The following is a 17,361-nucleotide window of genomic DNA, read 5'->3' as shown; positions in this document are numbered from 1 at the left end:
CTATTTGGCCCGAGAGTAGCCCATTTGGTGGGTGGGCAGCCTGGCAGCGTGATGAGACTCAGCAGAGCCTTACCCGCTCTCTTCGCCCTGGGCCTCGCCCTCGGCATGCCCGCCGCCGCCGCTGCCGACGCGCTGGCCGCCGGTCCACCGGCCAAGATCCACCGACAGCACTGCTACACCCCTGACCAGGCCCGTACCGAGCTGGACCGCCGGGCAGCGGCGGCGGTCAAGTCCGCGAAGAAGGTCCGCGTGATGGTGCCGGTGTGCGAGAGCAGCGGGACTTCACGCTGCGACGCTCCCAACCACCGGCTGCTGTGCGGCCAGTGGTGCCGGGACTGCGACGGACTGGTGTGTTCGCAGCCGTGGTTCTCGGAATACCAGTGCGGCAGCTGCTGACTGGGCGAAAGAGAGGGGAATCGTGACACTGTCATCCGCACTCCGCCGCCTGCGGACACCTGCCCTGGCGGCCGGGTTCGCGCTCGCGCTGCTGGTCGCGGTGCCCGGCAGCGCTCAAGCCGCCGGCGGAAGCTACACGTACATCACGGCGGCCGGACAGGGCTTCCGTGTCGACGAACCGCAGAGCGACACCTGCCTCCCGCTCGTGGGCGGGGCCATCAGGGTCTCCAACGACACCACCGACACGGCCTTCCTGTACGGGGACTCCTCGTGCAGCGGAGGGTGGGCGCTGGTCGGGGTCGGCGCCACCTGGGACGCGCCCACCGGCGTCCGGGCCTTCGGGGTCCGTCTGGGCTCGACCGCCGTGGCACCGAAGGGAGCCCGGTCATGACCGTTGTCCGGCACGTCGGCCGACTCATGACGACGATGGTCGCCGTTCTCGGGGCCGTCATCGTCCTCCACACACCGGCGTGGGCCGCCCTGGGCAGCGATGCTGTTCGCTCGGGTGTGTCGACCGGGTACCGGACCGGAGTCGCCGATGACGCGTACAAGTGGTTCAGCTGGGGGGACCTGAAGGTCGGTGACTGTCACCAGACCGGTGGGTACCTCCGCTTGTACGCGGACGGCCGCCTCACGTTCAGCGCGCGGACCTGGACGGACTTCACCCTCAGCGGCGATGTGTGGCATGCGCGCTTCGAGCTGAAGAACTCCGCGGGCCAGGGCCTGTTCACCACGTCCACCTACGACAGTCCAACCATGTGGGCCAGCAAGAAGCACGACTGGACGGCGAACGGCACCTACGAACCGAGCGTGTACGACGCCACGGTCAGGGTGACCCAGTGGGCCTCCTGCTGAGGCGGACCCACGCGGCGGCGGGCCTGCTGTGGGCTGTGCCAGGCCACTTCGGCGGCCGGACGCGGCGTACCTAGGACGGCAAGCCGCCGCCCCGGACAGCTGGCGCCTCTCCGACTCCCTCGGTCACGAACGGAGTCGACACACCTCCCCGAGGCGCCAGCCTCCCGGTTCCCCCGACCCCGCCGGGACCGCATCGACATCGCGCTCTCTCGACAACAGGACATGTCCTCCTTCCGTGAGCGTGCCCGCGCCGGGATCATGGCGATCTCGTTCGCCCGCACGCACGGACTGGTCAGCCTCACCGGCGTGCGGAGCCGCACCCCGAGTGGGAGGATCAGGGAGATGTCCGTCGTCGGTAAGCTGCAGATCAAGCCTGGTCAGAGTGTCGTCGTCCTGGGCAAGCCCGACGACGTCCACCTGGAGGTCGAGGCCGCGGGTGAGGCGGCTTCGGCCGATGTGGTGCTCGCCTTCGTGACCAGCTCCGGCGACCTTCCGGGGGAGGGTGCGCAGGCGGCGCTCGCCGCCGCGCGGCGCGACGCCCTCGCCTGGGTGGCCTATCCGAAGGGCGGGCGCCTCGGAACGGACCTGAACCGCGACACCCTGGCAGCCGCGCTTTCCGAGCAGGGCGTGCGGCCCGTGCGGCAGGTGGCCATCGACGACACCTGGTCGGCACTCCGGTTCCGGCCCGGCATCTGATCATCTCCGGCTGCAGGGGGACCATGTCCTCCACCTAGGGGTGCGGTGCGCCCGCGCCGGCCTCCTGGTACGCCACGGTGCGCGGCTTCATCCCCTCCGCGACCGCACCCTGGAGGGCCACGAGTTCGCCCGCAAGCGCGGCAAGACGATCGATGGCACGGTCTCACCAGGGAATCGGCCCGTCCTCGGCCAGAAAGGCGCCCGTCGGGCCGTCCTCGCCCACGGTCGCCAGGTCCACCGCCACGGCCGCGCCCTCCTCCGCCGTGCGTATCCCGCTGTGGCGGTTGAGGTCGGTCGCGCAGTAGCCGGGACTCACCGCGTTGACCAGGATCCCTTCGGCACGCAGTTCATCGGCGTAGAGCACGGTGATCGCGTTCAGCGCGCTCTTCGAGGTGCAGTAAGGGAGGAGGATCGAGGTGTAGGCGGACCACGGGCTGCCCGGGTCGGCCAGGTGGGTGAGGGAGCCGAGTTCGCTGGACATGTTGACGATGCGCGCGGCGGCGGAGCGGCGGAGCAGGGGGAGCATGGCGTGGGTCACCGCGATCACGCCGAACACGTTGGTCTCGTAGACCTGCCGGACGGCGGCGGCCGGGGTTTCACTCGGTCTTTGCGGTCCGGCGGCGATCGCGGCGTTGTTGACGAGGATGTCGAGGCGGCCGAACGTGGCATCGATGTGCTGGGCGGCGGCCTGGACCGAGATCTCGTCGGTGACGTCCAGCGGTACGAACCGTACGTCGGCGCCGTCAGCGCGAAGCTCCTCGGCCGCCGCCTCGCCACGCTCGGCATTGCGGGCGCCGATCAGCACGGTGATGCCGAGGGCTGCGAGCCTGCGCGCCGTTTCCCTGCCGATGCCCTTGTTCGCGCCGGTGACCAGAGCAGTCTTCTGCGAAGTCGTCATGGCACCCAGCCTCCCCTCGCCCACGGGCGGCAGGGAAAGACCAGAAGGCTCTGGATCTATAGTCCACCGATATGAGTGAGCTAGAGGTGCGGGAGCTGAGGTACTTCATCGCGGTCGCCGAGGAACTGAACTTCAGCCGGGCCGCGCAACGCCTGGGAATGGCGCAGCCCCCGCTGTCGAAGGCGATCGCTCAGATGGAGTCCCGGCTCGGTGTACGCCTGCTGGAGCGCACCACCCGGCAGGTGAGGCTGACCACCGCCGGTCAGGTGCTGCTCGGCCAGGCCCGGATCGCGGTCGACGCGGTGCACGCGGCGGCCCGGCGTGCACGCCGGGCCGGTCAGCCGACACCCCAGCTCGTCGTGGCGGTCAAGCCGGGAGGTGATGCCGGGCTGCTGCGGGAGATCCTCGTCGCCTACCGGGGAACGGGTTCGCATCTGCCGCCGCCTGAAGTCGTCGTCGGCGGCAGCGGAGAGCCGATCGCCATGCTGCGGGACGGCCGTGCCGATGTGGCGCTGCTGCGCAGCCCGTTCGACGGTCAAGGGCTGGATTCCCAGACGCTCGTGGTCGAGCCGCGACTGGCCGTTCTCCCCGCCGCGCACCGCCTGGCCGGACGCCGGCGACTGCGGCTGGCCGACCTCAGGGGCGAACCGATCCCACGCTGGAAAGGGGCCGCCCCCTCCACCACCGCCTACTACACAGGATGCGACGGAGCGGAAGCAGGCGACGGCCACACAGGCTTGGCGCCGGCCGACACTCCTGAGGGGCCGCTCGTGGCCAGCGTCGAGCAACTCCTGGAGGTGGTCGCGCTGGGCCAGGCGGTGGCGTTCCTGTCACGCTCCACCACCAAGCGGCACCAGCGCCCGGACATCGCATACCGGCCGGTCACCGGCCTCAGCCCCAGCGCGGTCGTGGTCGCCTGGCCGGAGACCTCGCGATCCGCAGCCGTCGCCGCCTTCGTCCAGGCCGCCCACGACGTCGCCGACCACCACCCCGACTACATGACCGCACTGGCCTACTGACCGGGGGCGCTCACCCCTCGCCACGACGATCACCGCAGGACCCATTTCAGACAACCACCAGCGCGAAGAAGGGCCACCCCCGAGATCGAACGCGCCGCCTGCGACCGGCTTCCCGACCCCGAGAACTCGATCACCTCGATCGCCAAGCTCCTCGAGGCGAGGGGGATCGTCTGACGGATCCTTGACCGGTGCTGCGCGCTCCGCGATGCTGTGTTGCGAAACATGAGATGCGTGCCGTAATAGGCAACATCCTGTCCCTCTCAGTCGAGGAGTGGCCATGTCCCAGCAGGTCAGTGCTGTCGTCGCACGGGGCAAGGGCGCCCCCGTCAGTGTGGAGACCATCGTCGTGCCCGACCCCGGCCCGGGCGAGGCGCTGGTCAGGATCGAGGCCTGCGGCGTCTGCCACACCGATCTGCACTACCGCGAGGGCGGCATCAGCGACGACTTCCCCTTCCTGCTCGGGCATGAGGCGGCGGGGGTGGTCGAGGCGGTCGGCGACGGGGTCACCGACGTGGCCCCCGGTGACTTCGTGATCCTGAACTGGCGCGCGGTGTGCGGGCAGTGCCGTGCCTGTCTCAGGGGCCGCCCCTGGTACTGCTTCGACACCCACAACGCCCGGCAGAGGATGACCCTGACCGACGGCACGGAGCTGTCGCCGGCTCTGGGTATCGGCGCCTTCGCCGAGAAGACACTGGTCGCGGCCGGGCAGTGCACCAAGGTGGACCCTGCCGCGTCGGCCGCGGTCGCGGGGCTGCTGGGCTGCGGCGTGATGGCGGGCATCGGCGCGGCCATCAACACCGGAAGCGTCGGGCGCGGCGACAGCGTGGCGGTCATCGGCTGCGGCGGTGTCGGGGGCGCGGCGATCGTCGGGGCGAAGCTGGCGGGTGCGGCGAAGGTCATCGCCGTCGACATCGACGCCCGCAAGCTGGCCACCGCCGAGAAGCTGGGCGCGACCCACACGGTCAACTCCCGGGAGACCGAGGTGGTCGACGCGGTGCGCGAGCTGACCGGCGGTTTCGGCGCCGACGTCGTCATCGAGGCGGTGGGCCGTCCGGAGACCTACCGGCAGGCCTTCTACGCGCGCGATCTCGCCGGGACGGTGGTGCTGGTCGGCGTACCCACCCCGGAGATGAAGCTGGAGCTGCCGCTGCTGGACGTCTTCGGCCGGGGCGGGGCACTGAAGTCGTCCTGGTACGGGGACTGCCTGCCCTCCCGCGACTTCCCGATGCTCATCGACCTTCATCTGCAGGGCCGCCTGGACCTGGACGCGTTCGTCACCGAGACCATCGCGCTGGACGAGGTCGAGAAGGCCTTCGAGCGCATGCACCACGGTGATGTGCTGCGCTCCGTGGTGGTCCTCTGATGGCGGGCGCCCGCATCGAACGCCTCGTCACCTCCGGCCGCTTCCACCTCGACGGGGGCACCTGGGACGTCGACAACAACGTGTGGATCGTGGGGGACGACGACGAGGCGGTCGTCATCGACGCCGCCCACGACGCCGACGCGATCCACCGGGCCCTCGGCGGGCGCACCCTGCGCGCGATCGTGTGCACCCACGCGCACAACGACCACATCGACGCCGCACCCGGTCTCGCCGCCCGCACCGGCGCCCCGATCCTGCTGCACCCCGACGATCTGCCGCTGTGGAAGCAGACGCATCCCGGCCGGGCGCCCGACGGCGAACTGGCCGACGGGCAGCGCATCCCCGTCGCGGGTATCGAGCTGACCGTGCTGCACACCCCGGGCCATGCGCCCGGGGCGGTCTGTCTGCACGCCCCCGGTCTTCGTGCCCTCTTCAGCGGCGACACCCTGTTCTCCGGTGGGCCCGGGGCGACCGGGCGGTCCTACAGCGACTTCCCGACCATCATCGCCTCGATCCGGGACCGCCTGCTCACCCTGCCGGGCGACACCGTCGTCCACACCGGCCACGGGGACACCACCACCCTTGGTGCCGAGGCGCCGCACCTGCAGGAGTGGATCGACCGCGGCTTCTGACCGCACGGCGAGAAGCCGGCGAAAGACCGGCCGACGAAAAGCAGACCGGCGAAAAGCGGCCCTGCCCGGGTGACGGCCCTCGCGGACGGCACCCGGGCAGGGCCGTCGGTGCACCCTCGGTACCCCTCGATCCGCCTGTTGACCTGCACTTTCGCACGCGCTTCGGCCTGCCCTGAAAACCCCCGTCGCACCCCGCGCAACCCGGCCTCCGCACGCCTTGACAGCGGTTCGGAGCGGCCCTCAGACTGGCGTTGCGTTAATCGCAATCCGTTTCGCTATACGCACCGAGGTGTCATGATGATTCCCGCGTGCCGTCTCGTGGATCTGCCGCGAGGCGAGGCCCATCGGCTCCCTGTCGACCCACCGGTGTCGGTGTTCCACACCGGCGACGGCGAGCTCTTCGCCATCGACGACACCTGCACCCACCAGGACGCGTCGCTGGCCGACGGCTGGCTGGAGGGCTGCGAGGTCGAATGCCCGCTGCACGCCTCGAAGTTCGACCTGAGGACCGGAGCCGTGGACGCGCCGCCGGCCAAGCTCCCGGTGCGCACCCACGAGGTCGTCGTCGAGGACGGCCTGGTCTACGTGCGGCTGTCCACCGAGGCGCCCAACCTGCCGCCGTGCGTCGCCGCCCGCCTGGCCGGGGGCCCCGCGTGAGGACCGTTGCCGTGGTGGGCGCCTCCCTGGCCGGTCTGTCGGCCGCGCGCTCGCTGCGGCGACGGGGGTACGACGGCCGTCTGGTCGTCATCGGGGACGAACCGCACCGCCCGTACGACAGGCCGCCGTTGTCCAAGGAATTCCTGGCCGGCACCCTCGGCGAGGCGGACCTGGCGCTGGAGCGCGACGACGAGGACCTCCGGGCGGACTGGGTGCTCGGCGTCCGCGCCACCGGACTCGACCTCACCGGCCGGACGATCCGGCTCGCCGATGGCCGGGGGATGCGCGCCGACGGCGTGGTCATCGCCACCGGAGCGGCCGCCCGCACCCTCCCCGGCAGCGAAGGCCTCGCCGGAGTCCATGTGCTGCGCACCCTCGACGACGCCCGCGCCCTGCGGGAGGAGCTGACCCGGGGCGGGCGGCTGGTGGTGATCGGCGGCGGGTTCATCGGTGCCGAGGTCGCCTCCACGGCGTACGCCCTCGGCCTCGACGTCACCGTGGTCGAGGCGGCGCCGACACCGCTGGCCGGACCGCTCGGCGAGACCATGGGCCGGATCGTCTCCGCCCTGCACGCCGACCACGGCGTACGGCTGCTGTGCGGGGTCGGGGTCAAGGGGCTGAGCGGGGAGCACCGGGTGGATGCCGTGCTGCTGGAGGACGGCCGTAGCGTTCCCGCCGACATCGTCGTCGTCGGCGTCGGGGCGCGGCCCTGCGTCGAGTGGCTGGAAGGTTCCGGCGTGACACTCGGCAACGGCGTGAAGTGCGGCTCCGACGGCCGTACCAACGTGGCCGGGGTGGTCGCCGTCGGCGACTGCGCCAACTGGTACGACCCGCGCGCCAAAGACCACCGCAGGGTCGAGCACTGGACGGGCGCGCTGGAACGGCCCGACACCGCCGTGGCCACGTTGCTCGCCTACGGCGCGACACAGCCGGGCGCGCCCCGGCCTCCGTACTTCTGGTCCGACCAGTACGGCGTGAAGATCCAGTTCGTCGGCCATGCCCTCGGCGCCGACAGTGTGACGGTCGAGGAGGGCTCCGCCGACGACCGCAGCTTCCTGGCCGTCTACCGGCGGGCCGGCAGCCCGGTCGCCGTACTCGGGATGAACCAGCCGCGGCTGTTCACCCGCTGGCGCAAGCAGCTCAGCGCGGCCGCGGCTTGACACCGCCGGCGCGGCCGCCCATTCTGCGTTGCGCATAGCACAATATGTTGCACATTGAGCAACATCGTTCGAAGTCGCTCTTTCCCGGCGCGTGACCTGCCGACCCACGACGTTTCCCGAGGAGTGCACCGTGACCTCGACCAGCCTGCCGGACAGCCTGATCGCCACCCTCCCCGGTTCCGCCTACACGGACCCGGGCCTCTTCGCCCAGGAACAGGAGCGCATCTTCGAGGCGATGTGGTTCTGCGTCGCGCGCGCCGCGGACCTGCCGAAGCCGGGCGCCTTCCGCACCGTCGACGTGGGTCGCGAGAGCATCCTCGTCACCCGCGCCCGGGACCACTCGATCCGCGCCTACCTCAACGTCTGCCGGCACCGCGGAGCCAGACTGTGCACCGACGGGTCGGGCGAGGTCAGGCGTGCCTTCCAGTGCCCGTACCACGCCTGGACCTACGACCTCGACGGCAAGCTCGTCGCGGCGCCCAACCTCACCAAGATGCCCGACGTCGGCCGCACCGAGTACGGCCTGGTGGGCGTGGCGGTGCGCGAGTGGCTCGGCTACGTCTGGGTCTGCCTGGCGGAGAACCCGCCCTCCTTCGAGGAGGACGTCATCGGCGCGGTGGTCCAGCGCCTCGGTGACGTCGAGTCGATCGAGCGCTACGACATCGACCGTCTCTCGGTGGGCAGGCGGATCGTCTACGACGTCAGGGCGAACTGGAAGCTGATCATCGAGAACTTCATGGAGTGCTACCACTGCGCCACGATCCACCCCGAACTCACCGAGGTGCTCCCGGAGTTCGCCGACGGCTACGCCGCCCAGTACTACGTCGGCCACGGCGCCGAGTTCGGCGCGCAGATCAAGGGCTTCACCGTCGACGGCTCCGAGGGACTGGACCGGATCCCCTCCGTCGGCGAGGGCCAGGACCGCCGCTACTACGCGATCACCGTCAAGCCCCAGGTCTTCATCAACCTGGTGCCCGACCACGTGATCTTCCACCGTATGTACCCGGTCGCCGTCGACCGCACGGTCGTCGAGTGCGACTGGCTCTACCTCCCGCACGTCGTCGACGGCGGCGAGGACGTCAGCCGGTCCGTGGAGCTCTTCGACCGGGTCAACCGCCAGGACTTCGAGGCCTGTGAGCGCACCCAGCCCGGCATGAGCTCGCGGCTGTACGCCAAGGGCGGTGTGCTCGTGCCCAGTGAGCACCACATCGGCGCCTTCCATGACTGGGTGCACGAGCGCCTCGGGACACGGCAGCCCGAGTAGCGCAGGGGATCCGGGCGCTCAGCCCAGGTACCCCATCCGGTGGCTGATCTCCTCCGCGCCCTTGACCAGCACCGGAGCCAGCTGGTGCAGGCGCTCCTCGGTGAACCGGTACGAGGGCCCGGAGGCGCTGATCGACGCGATGACGTCGCCGTCCCGGTCGCGGATCGGCGCGGCCACGGCGTGCAGCCCGATCTCCAGCTCCTCCAGCGTCCAGGAGTAGCCCCGCTGCCGCGCCTCGGCGAGGTTCTTCTCCAGCTTCGCCTTCGACCCGATGGTGCGGGGGGTGACCTTCTTCAGGCCGGCCTCCGTCAGCAGCGCGGTGCGCTCCGTGGCGGGCAGGTGGGCCAGCATGATCTTGCCGCTGGAGGTGGCGTGCAGCGGGGTCAGCTGACCCACCCAGTTGTGCGCGGTGACGGCGCCCGGCCCGCGCACCTGGTAGAGGTTGATCGCGTAGTGCTCCTGCATCACGGCGATGTTGACCGTCTCGCCGATCTCCTCGGCCAGGCGCTCGCACACCGGACGCCCCTGCTGGGTGATGTCGATGCGTCCCGTGACCGCCCCGGCCAGCCGTACGATGCCGAAGCCGAGCCGGTACTTGCCCCGCTCGCCGGCCTGCTCGACCAGGCCGCGTGCCTCCAGCGCTCCGAGCAGGCGGAACGCGGTCGACTTGTGCACCTCGATCTCGGCGGCCACCTCGCTCACGCCCGCCTCGCCGCGCTGGGCCAGGATCTCGAGGACGCTGATGGCCCGGTCCACGGACTGCACCCCGCCGGACGGCGGCCCGGTCGTTTCGATATCCGGACTGTAGTTGCTCATAGCGGAACTATACGCGCAGTAAACAACACGCTTGCAAGTAATGTGACGGAATCCAAAGAGCCTGGAAGTTGCGTCGCTCGCAACCTGGTGCGTATAGCGATACCCGTACTAGCATGCGTCGCACTTCGACGACGCGAGCGAGACGAGGCACCATGGCTCTCCTGCACTACGACTTCGTCATCGTCGGCGGTGGGTCAGCCGGCAGCGCACTGGCGAACCGGCTCTCGGCCGACCCCGCAAACCGGGTGCTCGTGCTGGAGGCCGGCCGCTCCGACTACCCCTGGGACGTGTTCATCCACATGCCCGCGGCGCTGACCTATCCCATCGGCAACCGCTTCTACGACTGGAAGTACGAGTCCGAGCCCGAACCCCACATGAGCGGCCGGCGCATCTACCACGCCCGCGGCAAGGTGCTCGGCGGCTCCAGCAGCATCAACGGCATGATCTTCCAGCGCGGCAACCCCCTGGACTACGAGCGCTGGGCCGCCGACGCCGGCATGGAGACCTGGGACTACGCCCACTGTCTGCCGTACTTCCGGCGGATGGAGAACTGTCTCGCCGCCGACCCCGACGACGAGTTCCGCGGCCACGACGGTCCGCTCGTCCTGGAGCGGGGCCCGGCGACCAACCCCCTCTTCAGCGCCTTCCTCAAGGCCACCGAGGAGGCGGGCTACGCCCCCACGGACGACGTCAACGGCTAGCGGCAGGAAGGCTTCGCCAAGTTCGACCGCAACGTCCACCGCGGGCGCCGCCTGTCGGCCGCCAAGGCCTACCTCAAGCCCGCGACGAAGCGGCCGAACCTCACGGTGCACACGCGCGCCCTCGTCACCCGGGTGCTCTTCGAGGGCAAGCGGGCCGTCGGCGTGGAGTACCGGCGCGGCAAGGGCGCACCCCAGCAGGTCCGCGCCGGCGAGGTCGTCCTCTGCGGCGGCGCCATCAACTCCCCGCAGCTGCTGCAGCTCTCCGGCGTCGGCAACGCCGCCGAGCTGTCCGCCCTCGGCATCGACGTCGTCCACGACCTGCCGGGCGTCGGCGAGAACCTGCAGGACCACCTGGAGGTCTACGTCCAGTACGCCTGCAGGCAACCGGTCTCCATGCAGCCGTACATGGCGAAGTGGCGCGCCCCCTTCATCGGGCTGCAGTGGCTGTTCGGTAAGGGGCCGGCGGCCACCAACCACTTCGAGGCGGGCGGCTTCGCGCGCAGCAACGAGGACGTGGACTACCCCAATCTGATGTTCCACTTCCTGCCGGTCGCGGTCCGCTACGACGGCTCCTCGCCGGCCGGCGGCCACGGCTACCAGGTGCACGTGGGGCCCATGTACTCGGACGCCCTCGGCTCGGTGAAGATCAAGAGCAGGGACCCCCGGGTCCACCCCGAGCTGCGGTTCAACTACCTCTCCACCGAGCAGGACCGCCGCGAGTGGGTCGAGGCGATCCGGGTGGCCCGGCGGATCCTCAACCAGCCCGCGCTCGCTGCCTACAACGGCGGCGAGGTCTCGCCCGGCCCCTCCGTCGAGACCGACGAGGAGATCCTCGCCTGGGTGGCCCGGGAGGGCGAGACCGCCCTGCACCCGTCGTGCACCTGCAAGATGGGCACCGACGAGATGTCCGTCGTCGACCCGCTGACCATGCGGGTGCACGGGCTGGAGGGGCTGCGGGTGGTGGACGCGTCGGTGATGCCGTACGTCACCAACGGCAACATCTACGCGCCGGTGATGATGATCGCCGAGAAGGCGGCCGACCTCATCCTCGGCAAGGAGCCGCTGGAGCCCTCCAAGGCCGCCTACTACCGGCACCGCGACGCCCAGAAGCAGACCGGGTAGGCAGGACGCTCCTGGAGCGGCTCGGGGACCTCGCGGGCCTCGGGGACCGGATACGGACGCCGGACGGGAATCCAGCCCGTCCGGCATCCGCCTGCCAAGTCGCGTCCGCTGTGAGGTCTCGTCCGTGAAGCCGTGTCCGTCCGTGAAGCCGCCTAGCGGAAGACCACCGTGCGATGGCCGTCCACCATCACGCGGCTCTCGGTGTGCCACTGCACCGCACGCGCCAGGACCTGCGCCTCCACGTCGCGGCCGACCGTGACGAGGTCGTCGGGGTCGAGGGAGTGGTCCACGCGGACCACGTCCTGCTCGATGATCTGCCCCTCGTCCAGGTCGGGTGTCACATAGTGCGCCGTCGCGCCGACCAGCTTCACCCCGCGCGCGTACGCCTGCTGGTAGGGCTTCGCGCCCTTGAAGCTCGGCAGGAAGGAGTGGTGGATGTTGATCGCGCGGCCCTCCAGTTCCTTGCACAGGTCGTCGGAGAGGATCTGCATGTACCGGGCCAGCACCACGACGTCGACGTCCAGCTCCCGCACCAGCTCCAGCAGGCGGGCCTCTGCCCGGGGCTTGGTCTCCCTGGTCACCGGGATGTGATGGAAGGGGACGCCGTAGGTCTCCGCCAGGGCCTCGAAGTCCCGGTGGTTGGAGACGATGGCCGGGATCTCGATGTTGAGGGAGCCGGCACGGCGACGGAAGAGCAGGTCGTTCAGGCAGTGACCGTACCTGGACACCATGATCAGCGTCCGGGTCGGCGTGGCGGCGTCCCGCAGGGCCCAGGAGATGGCGTAGGCCTCGGCGACGGGGCCGAAGCGGTCACGCAGCTGCTCCAGGGTGACGTCGGGGTCGGACACGTCGAAGTGGACCCTCATGAAGAAGCGGTCCTGGAGACGGTCGTCGAACTGCTGGCTCTGCAGGATGTTGCCGGAGTTCCGGACGAGGAAGCCGCTCACGGCATGGACCAGTCCGGCCCGGTCCGGGCAGGCGAGGGTGAGGACGTATTCATGGCCAGGTCGCGGTCGAGGGGACATGCACGGGCCTCCGTCGGTGCGTAATGCACAACTGGATGAGCGATACGCAACATAGTTCGCTCCGGGGCCTTTGGCGGTCAAGACCGGGACGGCCGGCCTTTGTGAATACGGCAGGAACCCTTGACGTATGTCGGCCCTTCGGACAGGGTTCCTCAACAAGCAATTCGATGCGTGATGCGCAACGAAGAGGGCGAGGGCTCCGCCGTGGCAGACCTGTACGTGGACGGTGAATGGCGCGAGGCGGTGGCCGGAGGCCACCGGGAGATCCGCTGCCCCGCCGACGGTACGACGGTCGCGACCGTGTCCGAAGGGACACGTGCCGACACCGAGGCGGCGATCGCCGCGGCGCGGCGCGCCTTCGACGCGGGCCCCTGGCCGCACACCCCCGAGCGCGAGCGGGGCGCCGTACTGCTGCGCACCGCCGACCTCATCGAACGCGACGCCAAGGACTTCGCCCGCGCCGAGTCGCTGGACACCGGCAAACGGCTGGTCGAGAGCGAGTACGACATCGCCGACGTCGTCTCCTGCTTCCGCTACTACGGCGGCATCGCCGGAACCAGCGCCGGCCGGGTGGTCGACACCGGCCGCGACGACGCCGTCAGCCGGGTCACCTACGAGCCCGTCGGCGTCTGCGGACTGATCACCCCCTGGAACTACCCGCTGCTGCAGGCCTCCTGGAAGGTCGCCCCGGCACTCCTGGCCGGCAACACCGTGGTCCTGAAGCCCAGCGAGCTGACGCCCTCCACCTCGATCCTGCTGATGAAGGCACTGGAGGAGGCGGGGCTCCCGGCGGGCGCCGCCAACCTCGTGCTGGGCGCCGGAGCGCAGGCAGGCGCTCCGCTGGCCGAGGACCCGGCCGTCGACATGGTGTCGTTCACCGGAGGGCTGGAGACAGGGCGGCGCATCATGGCCACCGCCGCCGCGACGGTGAAGAAGGTCGCCCTCGAACTGGGCGGCAAGAACCCCAACGTCGTCTTCGCCGACGCCGACTTCGAGACCGCCGTGGACTTCGCGCTCACCGCGGTCTTCCTGCACTCGGGCCAGGTCTGCTCGGCCGGCGCCCGGCTGATCGTGGAGGACTCCCTGCACGACGCCTTCGTGGCCGAGGTCGTCCGCCGGGCCCGGCGCATCCGGCTCGGCGGTCCCTTCGACCCCGAGGCCGAGACCGGCGCGCTGATCTCCGCACAGCACCGGGAGAAGGTCGAGGCGTACGTCGCCGCGGGCCTCGCCGAGGGCGCCGTACTGCGCTGCGGCGGCGCCCGCCCCGACGACCCCGCGCTCGCCGGCGGCTTCTACTACCCGCCCACCGTCCTCGACGAGTGCCGCCAGGACATGCGCGTGGTGCACGAGGAGTCCTTCGGGCCCGTGCTCACCGTCGAGCGCTTTCACGACGAGGCCGACGCCCTCCGCATCGCCAACGACACGGAGTACGGACTCGCCGGAGCCGTCTGGACGCAGGACGCCGGCAAGGCCCAGCGGGTCGCGCGCCGGCTGCGGCACGGCACCGTCTGGATCAACGACTACCACCCCTATGTGCCGCAGGCCGAATGGGGTGGCTTCGGGCACTCGGGCGTGGGCCGTGAGCTGGGGCCGACCGGCCTCGACGAGTACCGCGAACCCAAGCACGTCTGGCAGAACATCCAACCCCGGCCGCAGCACTGGTTCCGCGGCTGAACGCCGAAAAGAGGTCGAACGTGACCCCAGCACAGACCGAGGTGTCGCAGCGGCGCGACACGTCCCAGGACCCCGAGGAGCGCACCCCGGTCATCTCCGTGCGCCGGCTGTGGAAGGTGTTCGGGCCGAAGGCGGACCAGGTGCCGGACTCCGAGGAACTGTGCGGGCTGACCCGCCGCGAGCTCATGGACCGCACCGGCTGCACCGCCGCCGTGCGCGACGTGGGCTTCGATGTGTCGCCCGGCGAGGTCTTCGTCGTGATGGGGCTGTCCGGCTCCGGCAAGTCCACCCTGGTGCGATGTCTGACCCGGCTGATCGAACCCACCGCCGGGGAGGTCGTCTTCGAGGGCGAGGACATCAGGGGCGCCGACCCCCGACGGCTGCGCGAACTGCGGCGCAGCAAGTTCTCCATGGTCTTCCAGCACTTCGGTCTGCTGCCCCACCGCAGGGTCGTCGACAACGTGGCCTTCGGCCTGGAGATACGGGGCCTGGGAAAGGCCGAGCGGACCAGGAAGGCCCTGGAGATCGTCGAACTGGTGGGCCTCGCCGGATACGAGAACTCCTACCCCGACCAGCTCTCCGGCGGCATGCAGCAGCGCGTCGGCCTGGCCCGCGCCCTCGCCGGCGACCCCGACGTCCTCTTCTTCGACGAGCCGTTCTCCGCGCTCGACCCGCTGATCCGCCGTGACATGCAGAACGAGGTCATCCGTCTGCACCACGAGGTCGGCAAGACCATGGTGTTCATCACCCACGACCTCTCCGAGGCCCTGAAACTGGGTGACCGCATCCTGATCATGCGCGACGGCAGAACGGTCCAGTGCGGCACCGGCGACGAACTCGTCGGCGCCCCCGCCGACGACTACGTACGGGACTTCGTGAAGGACGTGCCGCGCGGGGACGTCCTCACCCTGCGCTGGATCATGCGCCCCGCCGAACCCCAGGACGCACTCGACGGCCCCGAACTGGGCCCGGACGTCGTCGTGCGCGAGGCCACGCGCGCGGTGCTGGCCGCCGAGAAGCCGGTCAAGGTCGTCGCGGACGGCAAGCTGCTCGGCATCGTCGGCGACGAGGAGATCCTCTCCGTGGTCGCCGGACAGGGGGGCGGTGCGTGATGGCCGTCGCCGCCGAGACGGCCGCGCCCCTGCGCCAGAGGGTGAGCCGCCCCATGGTGGTGGCCGCGATCCTGATCGTCTGGCTGGTGCTCTTCGCCGTCCTGCGCGGCCGGCAGACACTCACCCTCGCGGCGGCCGATCTCACCGGTCTGCACCGCCGGCTGAACGACCTCAACGACAGCATCGGAGCGGGCCGCAACTCCAACCCGGTCTTCCTGTACTTCTTCAACGAGATCCGCCTGGCCATCGACAACCTGGTCACCTTCGTCCAGTCCCTGATCTCCCAGCCCACCGGCAGCCGCCCGGTGCCGCAGATCGGCTGGCTAGGCGTCGTCGGGCTCACCGGCTATGTCTCCTGGGCCCTGGGCAACTGGCGGGTCGCCCTGCTGGCCGTGGCCGGCTTCACCTTCTTCGGGCTGCAGGGCCTGTGGCAGGAGAGCATGGACACGCTGGCGCTGACGCTGTCGGCGGTCGCCGTGGCGCTGCTCATCGGCATCCCGGTCGGCGTGTGGGCCGGCCTCTCCGACCGGTTCAACCGGATCATGACGCCGTTCCTGGACTTCATGCAGACGATGCCGACCTTCGTCTACCTTGCCCCGCTGACCCTGATCTTCCTCATCGGCGGGGCCTCCGCCGTGATCACCACGGTGATCTACGCAGCGCCGCCCGCCATCCGCATCACCGCGCACGCCATCCGCTCCGTGCCCGAGACCACCGTCGAGGCGGCGGACTCGCTCGGCACGACACGCGCGCAGCAACTGCTGAAGGTGCTGCTGCCGATGTCCAGGCGCACCGTGGTCATGGGCGTCAACCAGACGATCATGGCCGCCCTGGCCATGGTGACCATCGCCGCCCTGATCGACGCGCCCGGCCTCGGCAAGACCGTCGTGCAGGCCCTGCAGTCGCTCGACGTCGGTACCGCCTTCAACGCCGGCCTCGCCATCGTCGTCATGGCCATCGTGCTGGACCGGGTCACCACCGCGGCGGCCGCACGCACCGAGACGGCCCGCCGCACGGGCGGCCGGCTCCTGAAGTGGCGCCGGCCGCTGCTGGTGGCGGGCGGGATCGGGGCCGCCGTCCTGGTCTACCTTTCCCACACCTACGTCTGGGCGGCCGAGTTCCCCGGCACCGGCGGCACCGGTGGTCACATCGCGAGCGCGGCCGACACGGCGACCACCTGGCTGCAGGACCATCTCTCGGGCCTGACCAACGCCGTGCGGGACGCGATCACCAACGGCCTGCTCAACCCGTTCCAGACGCTGCTCACCGACTCCCCGTGGTGGCTCGTCGGCGTCACCCTGGTCGCGCTCGGCGCGGTGCTCGGCGGCCGGTGGGCCGCGGTGACGGCCGCGGTGTGCGTCGGGCTGCTGGTCGGTACGGGCCTGTGGTCGGACAGCATGACGACGCTCGCCTCGACCGCCGTGGCCACGGTGCTGGTGATGCTGCTCGGCGCGGTCTTCGGCGTGTGGATGGGACGCAGCGCGCTGGTGGACCGGCTGGTGCGGCCCACCCTGGACGCGGCGCAGGTCATGCCGCCGTTCGTCTATCTCGTGCCGTTCCTGGCCCTCTTCGGTGCCACCCGGTTCACCGCGATCGTCGCGGCCGTCGTCTACGCGGCACCGGTCGCCATCAAGATCATCGCGGACGGTGTGCGCAACGTGCCCGAGTCCACCGTGGAAGCGGCCACCTCGGCCGGGTGCAACACCTGGCAGATCATCACCAAGGTCCAACTGCCGATGGCACGCGGCGCCCTGACCCTCGCGACCAACCAGGGTCTGATCTATGTGCTGTCGATGGTTGTGGTGGGCGGCCTGGTAGGGGCCGGCGCCCTCGGCTACGACGTCGTGGCCGGGTTCTCGCAGGGAGAGCTGTACGGCAAGGGGCTGGCGGCGGGTCTCGCCATCGTACTGCTCGGAGTCATGTTCGACCGGATCACTCAGGCTGCGGCCCGACGCACCAGGGCATAAGGAG

The 17,361-nt window shown here is 70.4% G+C and carries 16 protein-coding genes and 1 pseudogene; 14 read left to right on the top strand and 3 right to left on the bottom strand.

Annotated features, from left to right (window positions below):
- Positions 1–51: 51 nt before the first annotated feature.
- The 4 genes from IO33_RS0110725 (at position 52) to IO33_RS0110710 (ending at position 1,947) form a co-directional block, all read left to right on the top strand.
- A complete protein-coding gene (locus IO33_RS0110725; RefSeq protein ID WP_157857822.1) occupies positions 52–396 on the top strand; it encodes a hypothetical protein in 345 nt (114 codons plus the stop codon).
- 22 nt (positions 397–418) lie between these two features.
- Positions 419–787: a hypothetical protein gene (locus tag IO33_RS0110720; protein ID WP_031163030.1), complete on the top strand. Its 369-nt coding sequence runs from the start codon at positions 419–421 to the stop codon at positions 785–787.
- Positions 784–1,251 (top strand): DUF6294 family protein, encoded by a 468-nt coding sequence (locus IO33_RS0110715; RefSeq protein ID WP_031163027.1) that lies wholly within the window; start codon positions 784–786, stop codon positions 1,249–1,251. Before IO33_RS0110720 ends, IO33_RS0110715 begins: the two co-directional genes overlap by 4 nt.
- A 222-nt stretch (positions 1,252–1,473) precedes the next feature.
- Complete coding sequence (locus IO33_RS0110710) at positions 1,474–1,947, top strand: hypothetical protein (protein ID WP_051926595.1); 474 nt, start codon at positions 1,474–1,476, stop codon at positions 1,945–1,947.
- A gap of 163 nt (positions 1,948–2,110) precedes the next feature.
- On the opposite strand, the gene IO33_RS0110705 is transcribed toward IO33_RS0110710, so the two are convergent.
- Positions 2,111–2,845 (bottom strand): SDR family oxidoreductase, encoded by a 735-nt coding sequence (locus IO33_RS0110705; RefSeq protein WP_107069276.1) that lies wholly within the window; start codon positions 2,843–2,845, stop codon positions 2,111–2,113.
- Between the two features lie 71 nt (positions 2,846–2,916).
- On the opposite strand from IO33_RS0110705, the gene IO33_RS0110700 reads away from it, so the two are divergent.
- The 6 genes from IO33_RS0110700 to IO33_RS0110675 all read left to right on the top strand — a co-directional run bounded on the left by IO33_RS0110700 (position 2,917) and on the right by IO33_RS0110675 (position 8,940).
- Positions 2,917–3,864, top strand: a complete 948-nt coding sequence (locus IO33_RS0110700; RefSeq protein ID WP_051926594.1) for a LysR family transcriptional regulator — start codon at positions 2,917–2,919, stop codon at positions 3,862–3,864.
- Positions 3,865–4,141: 277 nt separating this feature from the next.
- Positions 4,142–5,227: an S-(hydroxymethyl)mycothiol dehydrogenase gene (locus tag IO33_RS0110695; RefSeq protein ID WP_031163019.1), complete on the top strand. Its 1,086-nt coding sequence runs from the start codon at positions 4,142–4,144 to the stop codon at positions 5,225–5,227.
- Complete coding sequence (locus IO33_RS0110690; RefSeq protein ID WP_031163018.1) at positions 5,227–5,859, top strand: MBL fold metallo-hydrolase; 633 nt, start codon at positions 5,227–5,229, stop codon at positions 5,857–5,859. The genes IO33_RS0110695 and IO33_RS0110690 overlap by 1 nt, the downstream gene beginning before the upstream one ends.
- A 294-nt stretch (positions 5,860–6,153) precedes the next feature.
- Complete coding sequence (locus IO33_RS0110685) at positions 6,154–6,516, top strand: bifunctional 3-phenylpropionate/cinnamic acid dioxygenase ferredoxin subunit (protein ID WP_031163015.1); 363 nt, start codon at positions 6,154–6,156, stop codon at positions 6,514–6,516.
- Positions 6,513–7,676 (top strand): NAD(P)/FAD-dependent oxidoreductase, encoded by a 1,164-nt coding sequence (locus IO33_RS0110680; RefSeq protein ID WP_078963477.1) that lies wholly within the window; start codon positions 6,513–6,515, stop codon positions 7,674–7,676. Before IO33_RS0110685 ends, IO33_RS0110680 begins: the two co-directional genes overlap by 4 nt.
- A 130-nt stretch (positions 7,677–7,806) precedes the next feature.
- Positions 7,807–8,940 carry an aromatic ring-hydroxylating oxygenase subunit alpha gene (locus IO33_RS0110675; protein ID WP_031163011.1) on the top strand — a complete coding sequence of 378 codons (1,134 nt, stop codon included), beginning with the start codon at positions 7,807–7,809 and terminating at the stop codon, positions 8,938–8,940.
- An 18-nt stretch (positions 8,941–8,958) separates the two neighbouring features.
- Here IO33_RS0110675 and IO33_RS0110670 read toward each other — a convergent pair whose 3' ends face one another.
- Positions 8,959–9,756 carry an IclR family transcriptional regulator gene (locus tag IO33_RS0110670; protein WP_051926593.1) on the bottom strand — a complete coding sequence of 266 codons (798 nt, stop codon included), beginning with the start codon at positions 9,754–9,756 and terminating at the stop codon, positions 8,959–8,961.
- A gap of 152 nt (positions 9,757–9,908) precedes the next feature.
- Between IO33_RS0110670 and betA the strand changes: the two are divergent.
- A pseudogene (betA, locus tag IO33_RS44030) lies at positions 9,909–11,579 on the top strand (choline dehydrogenase).
- Positions 11,580–11,731: 152 nt separating this feature from the next.
- On the opposite strand, the gene purU reads toward betA, so the two are convergent.
- Entirely contained in the window at positions 11,732–12,604 is an 873-nt protein-coding gene (purU, locus tag IO33_RS0110660; protein ID WP_031163007.1) for a formyltetrahydrofolate deformylase, read from the bottom strand.
- Between the two features lie 204 nt (positions 12,605–12,808).
- Here purU and IO33_RS0110655 point away from each other — a divergent pair, with 204 nt between their 5' ends.
- The 3 genes from IO33_RS0110655 to IO33_RS0110645 are packed head-to-tail and all read left to right on the top strand — an operon-like array spanning position 12,809 to position 17,357.
- Complete coding sequence (locus IO33_RS0110655) at positions 12,809–14,278, top strand: aldehyde dehydrogenase family protein (RefSeq protein WP_031163005.1); 1,470 nt, start codon at positions 12,809–12,811, stop codon at positions 14,276–14,278.
- A 20-nt stretch (positions 14,279–14,298) separates the two neighbouring features.
- On the top strand, positions 14,299–15,390 hold the full coding sequence (locus IO33_RS0110650) for a quaternary amine ABC transporter ATP-binding protein (protein WP_031163003.1): 1,092 nt from the start codon (positions 14,299–14,301) through the stop codon (positions 15,388–15,390).
- On the top strand, positions 15,390–17,357 hold the full coding sequence (locus IO33_RS0110645) for an ABC transporter permease (RefSeq protein ID WP_031163001.1): 1,968 nt from the start codon (positions 15,390–15,392) through the stop codon (positions 17,355–17,357). Before IO33_RS0110650 ends, IO33_RS0110645 begins: the two co-directional genes overlap by 1 nt.
- Positions 17,358–17,361 lie beyond the last annotated feature (4 nt).

This window comes from Streptomyces durhamensis (assembly GCF_000725475.1).
Classification (GTDB): domain Bacteria; phylum Actinomycetota; class Actinomycetes; order Streptomycetales; family Streptomycetaceae; genus Streptomyces; species Streptomyces filipinensis.
Note: the sequence above shows the minus strand (reverse complement) of the source record. Positions and strands in the feature narration are given on the sequence as shown.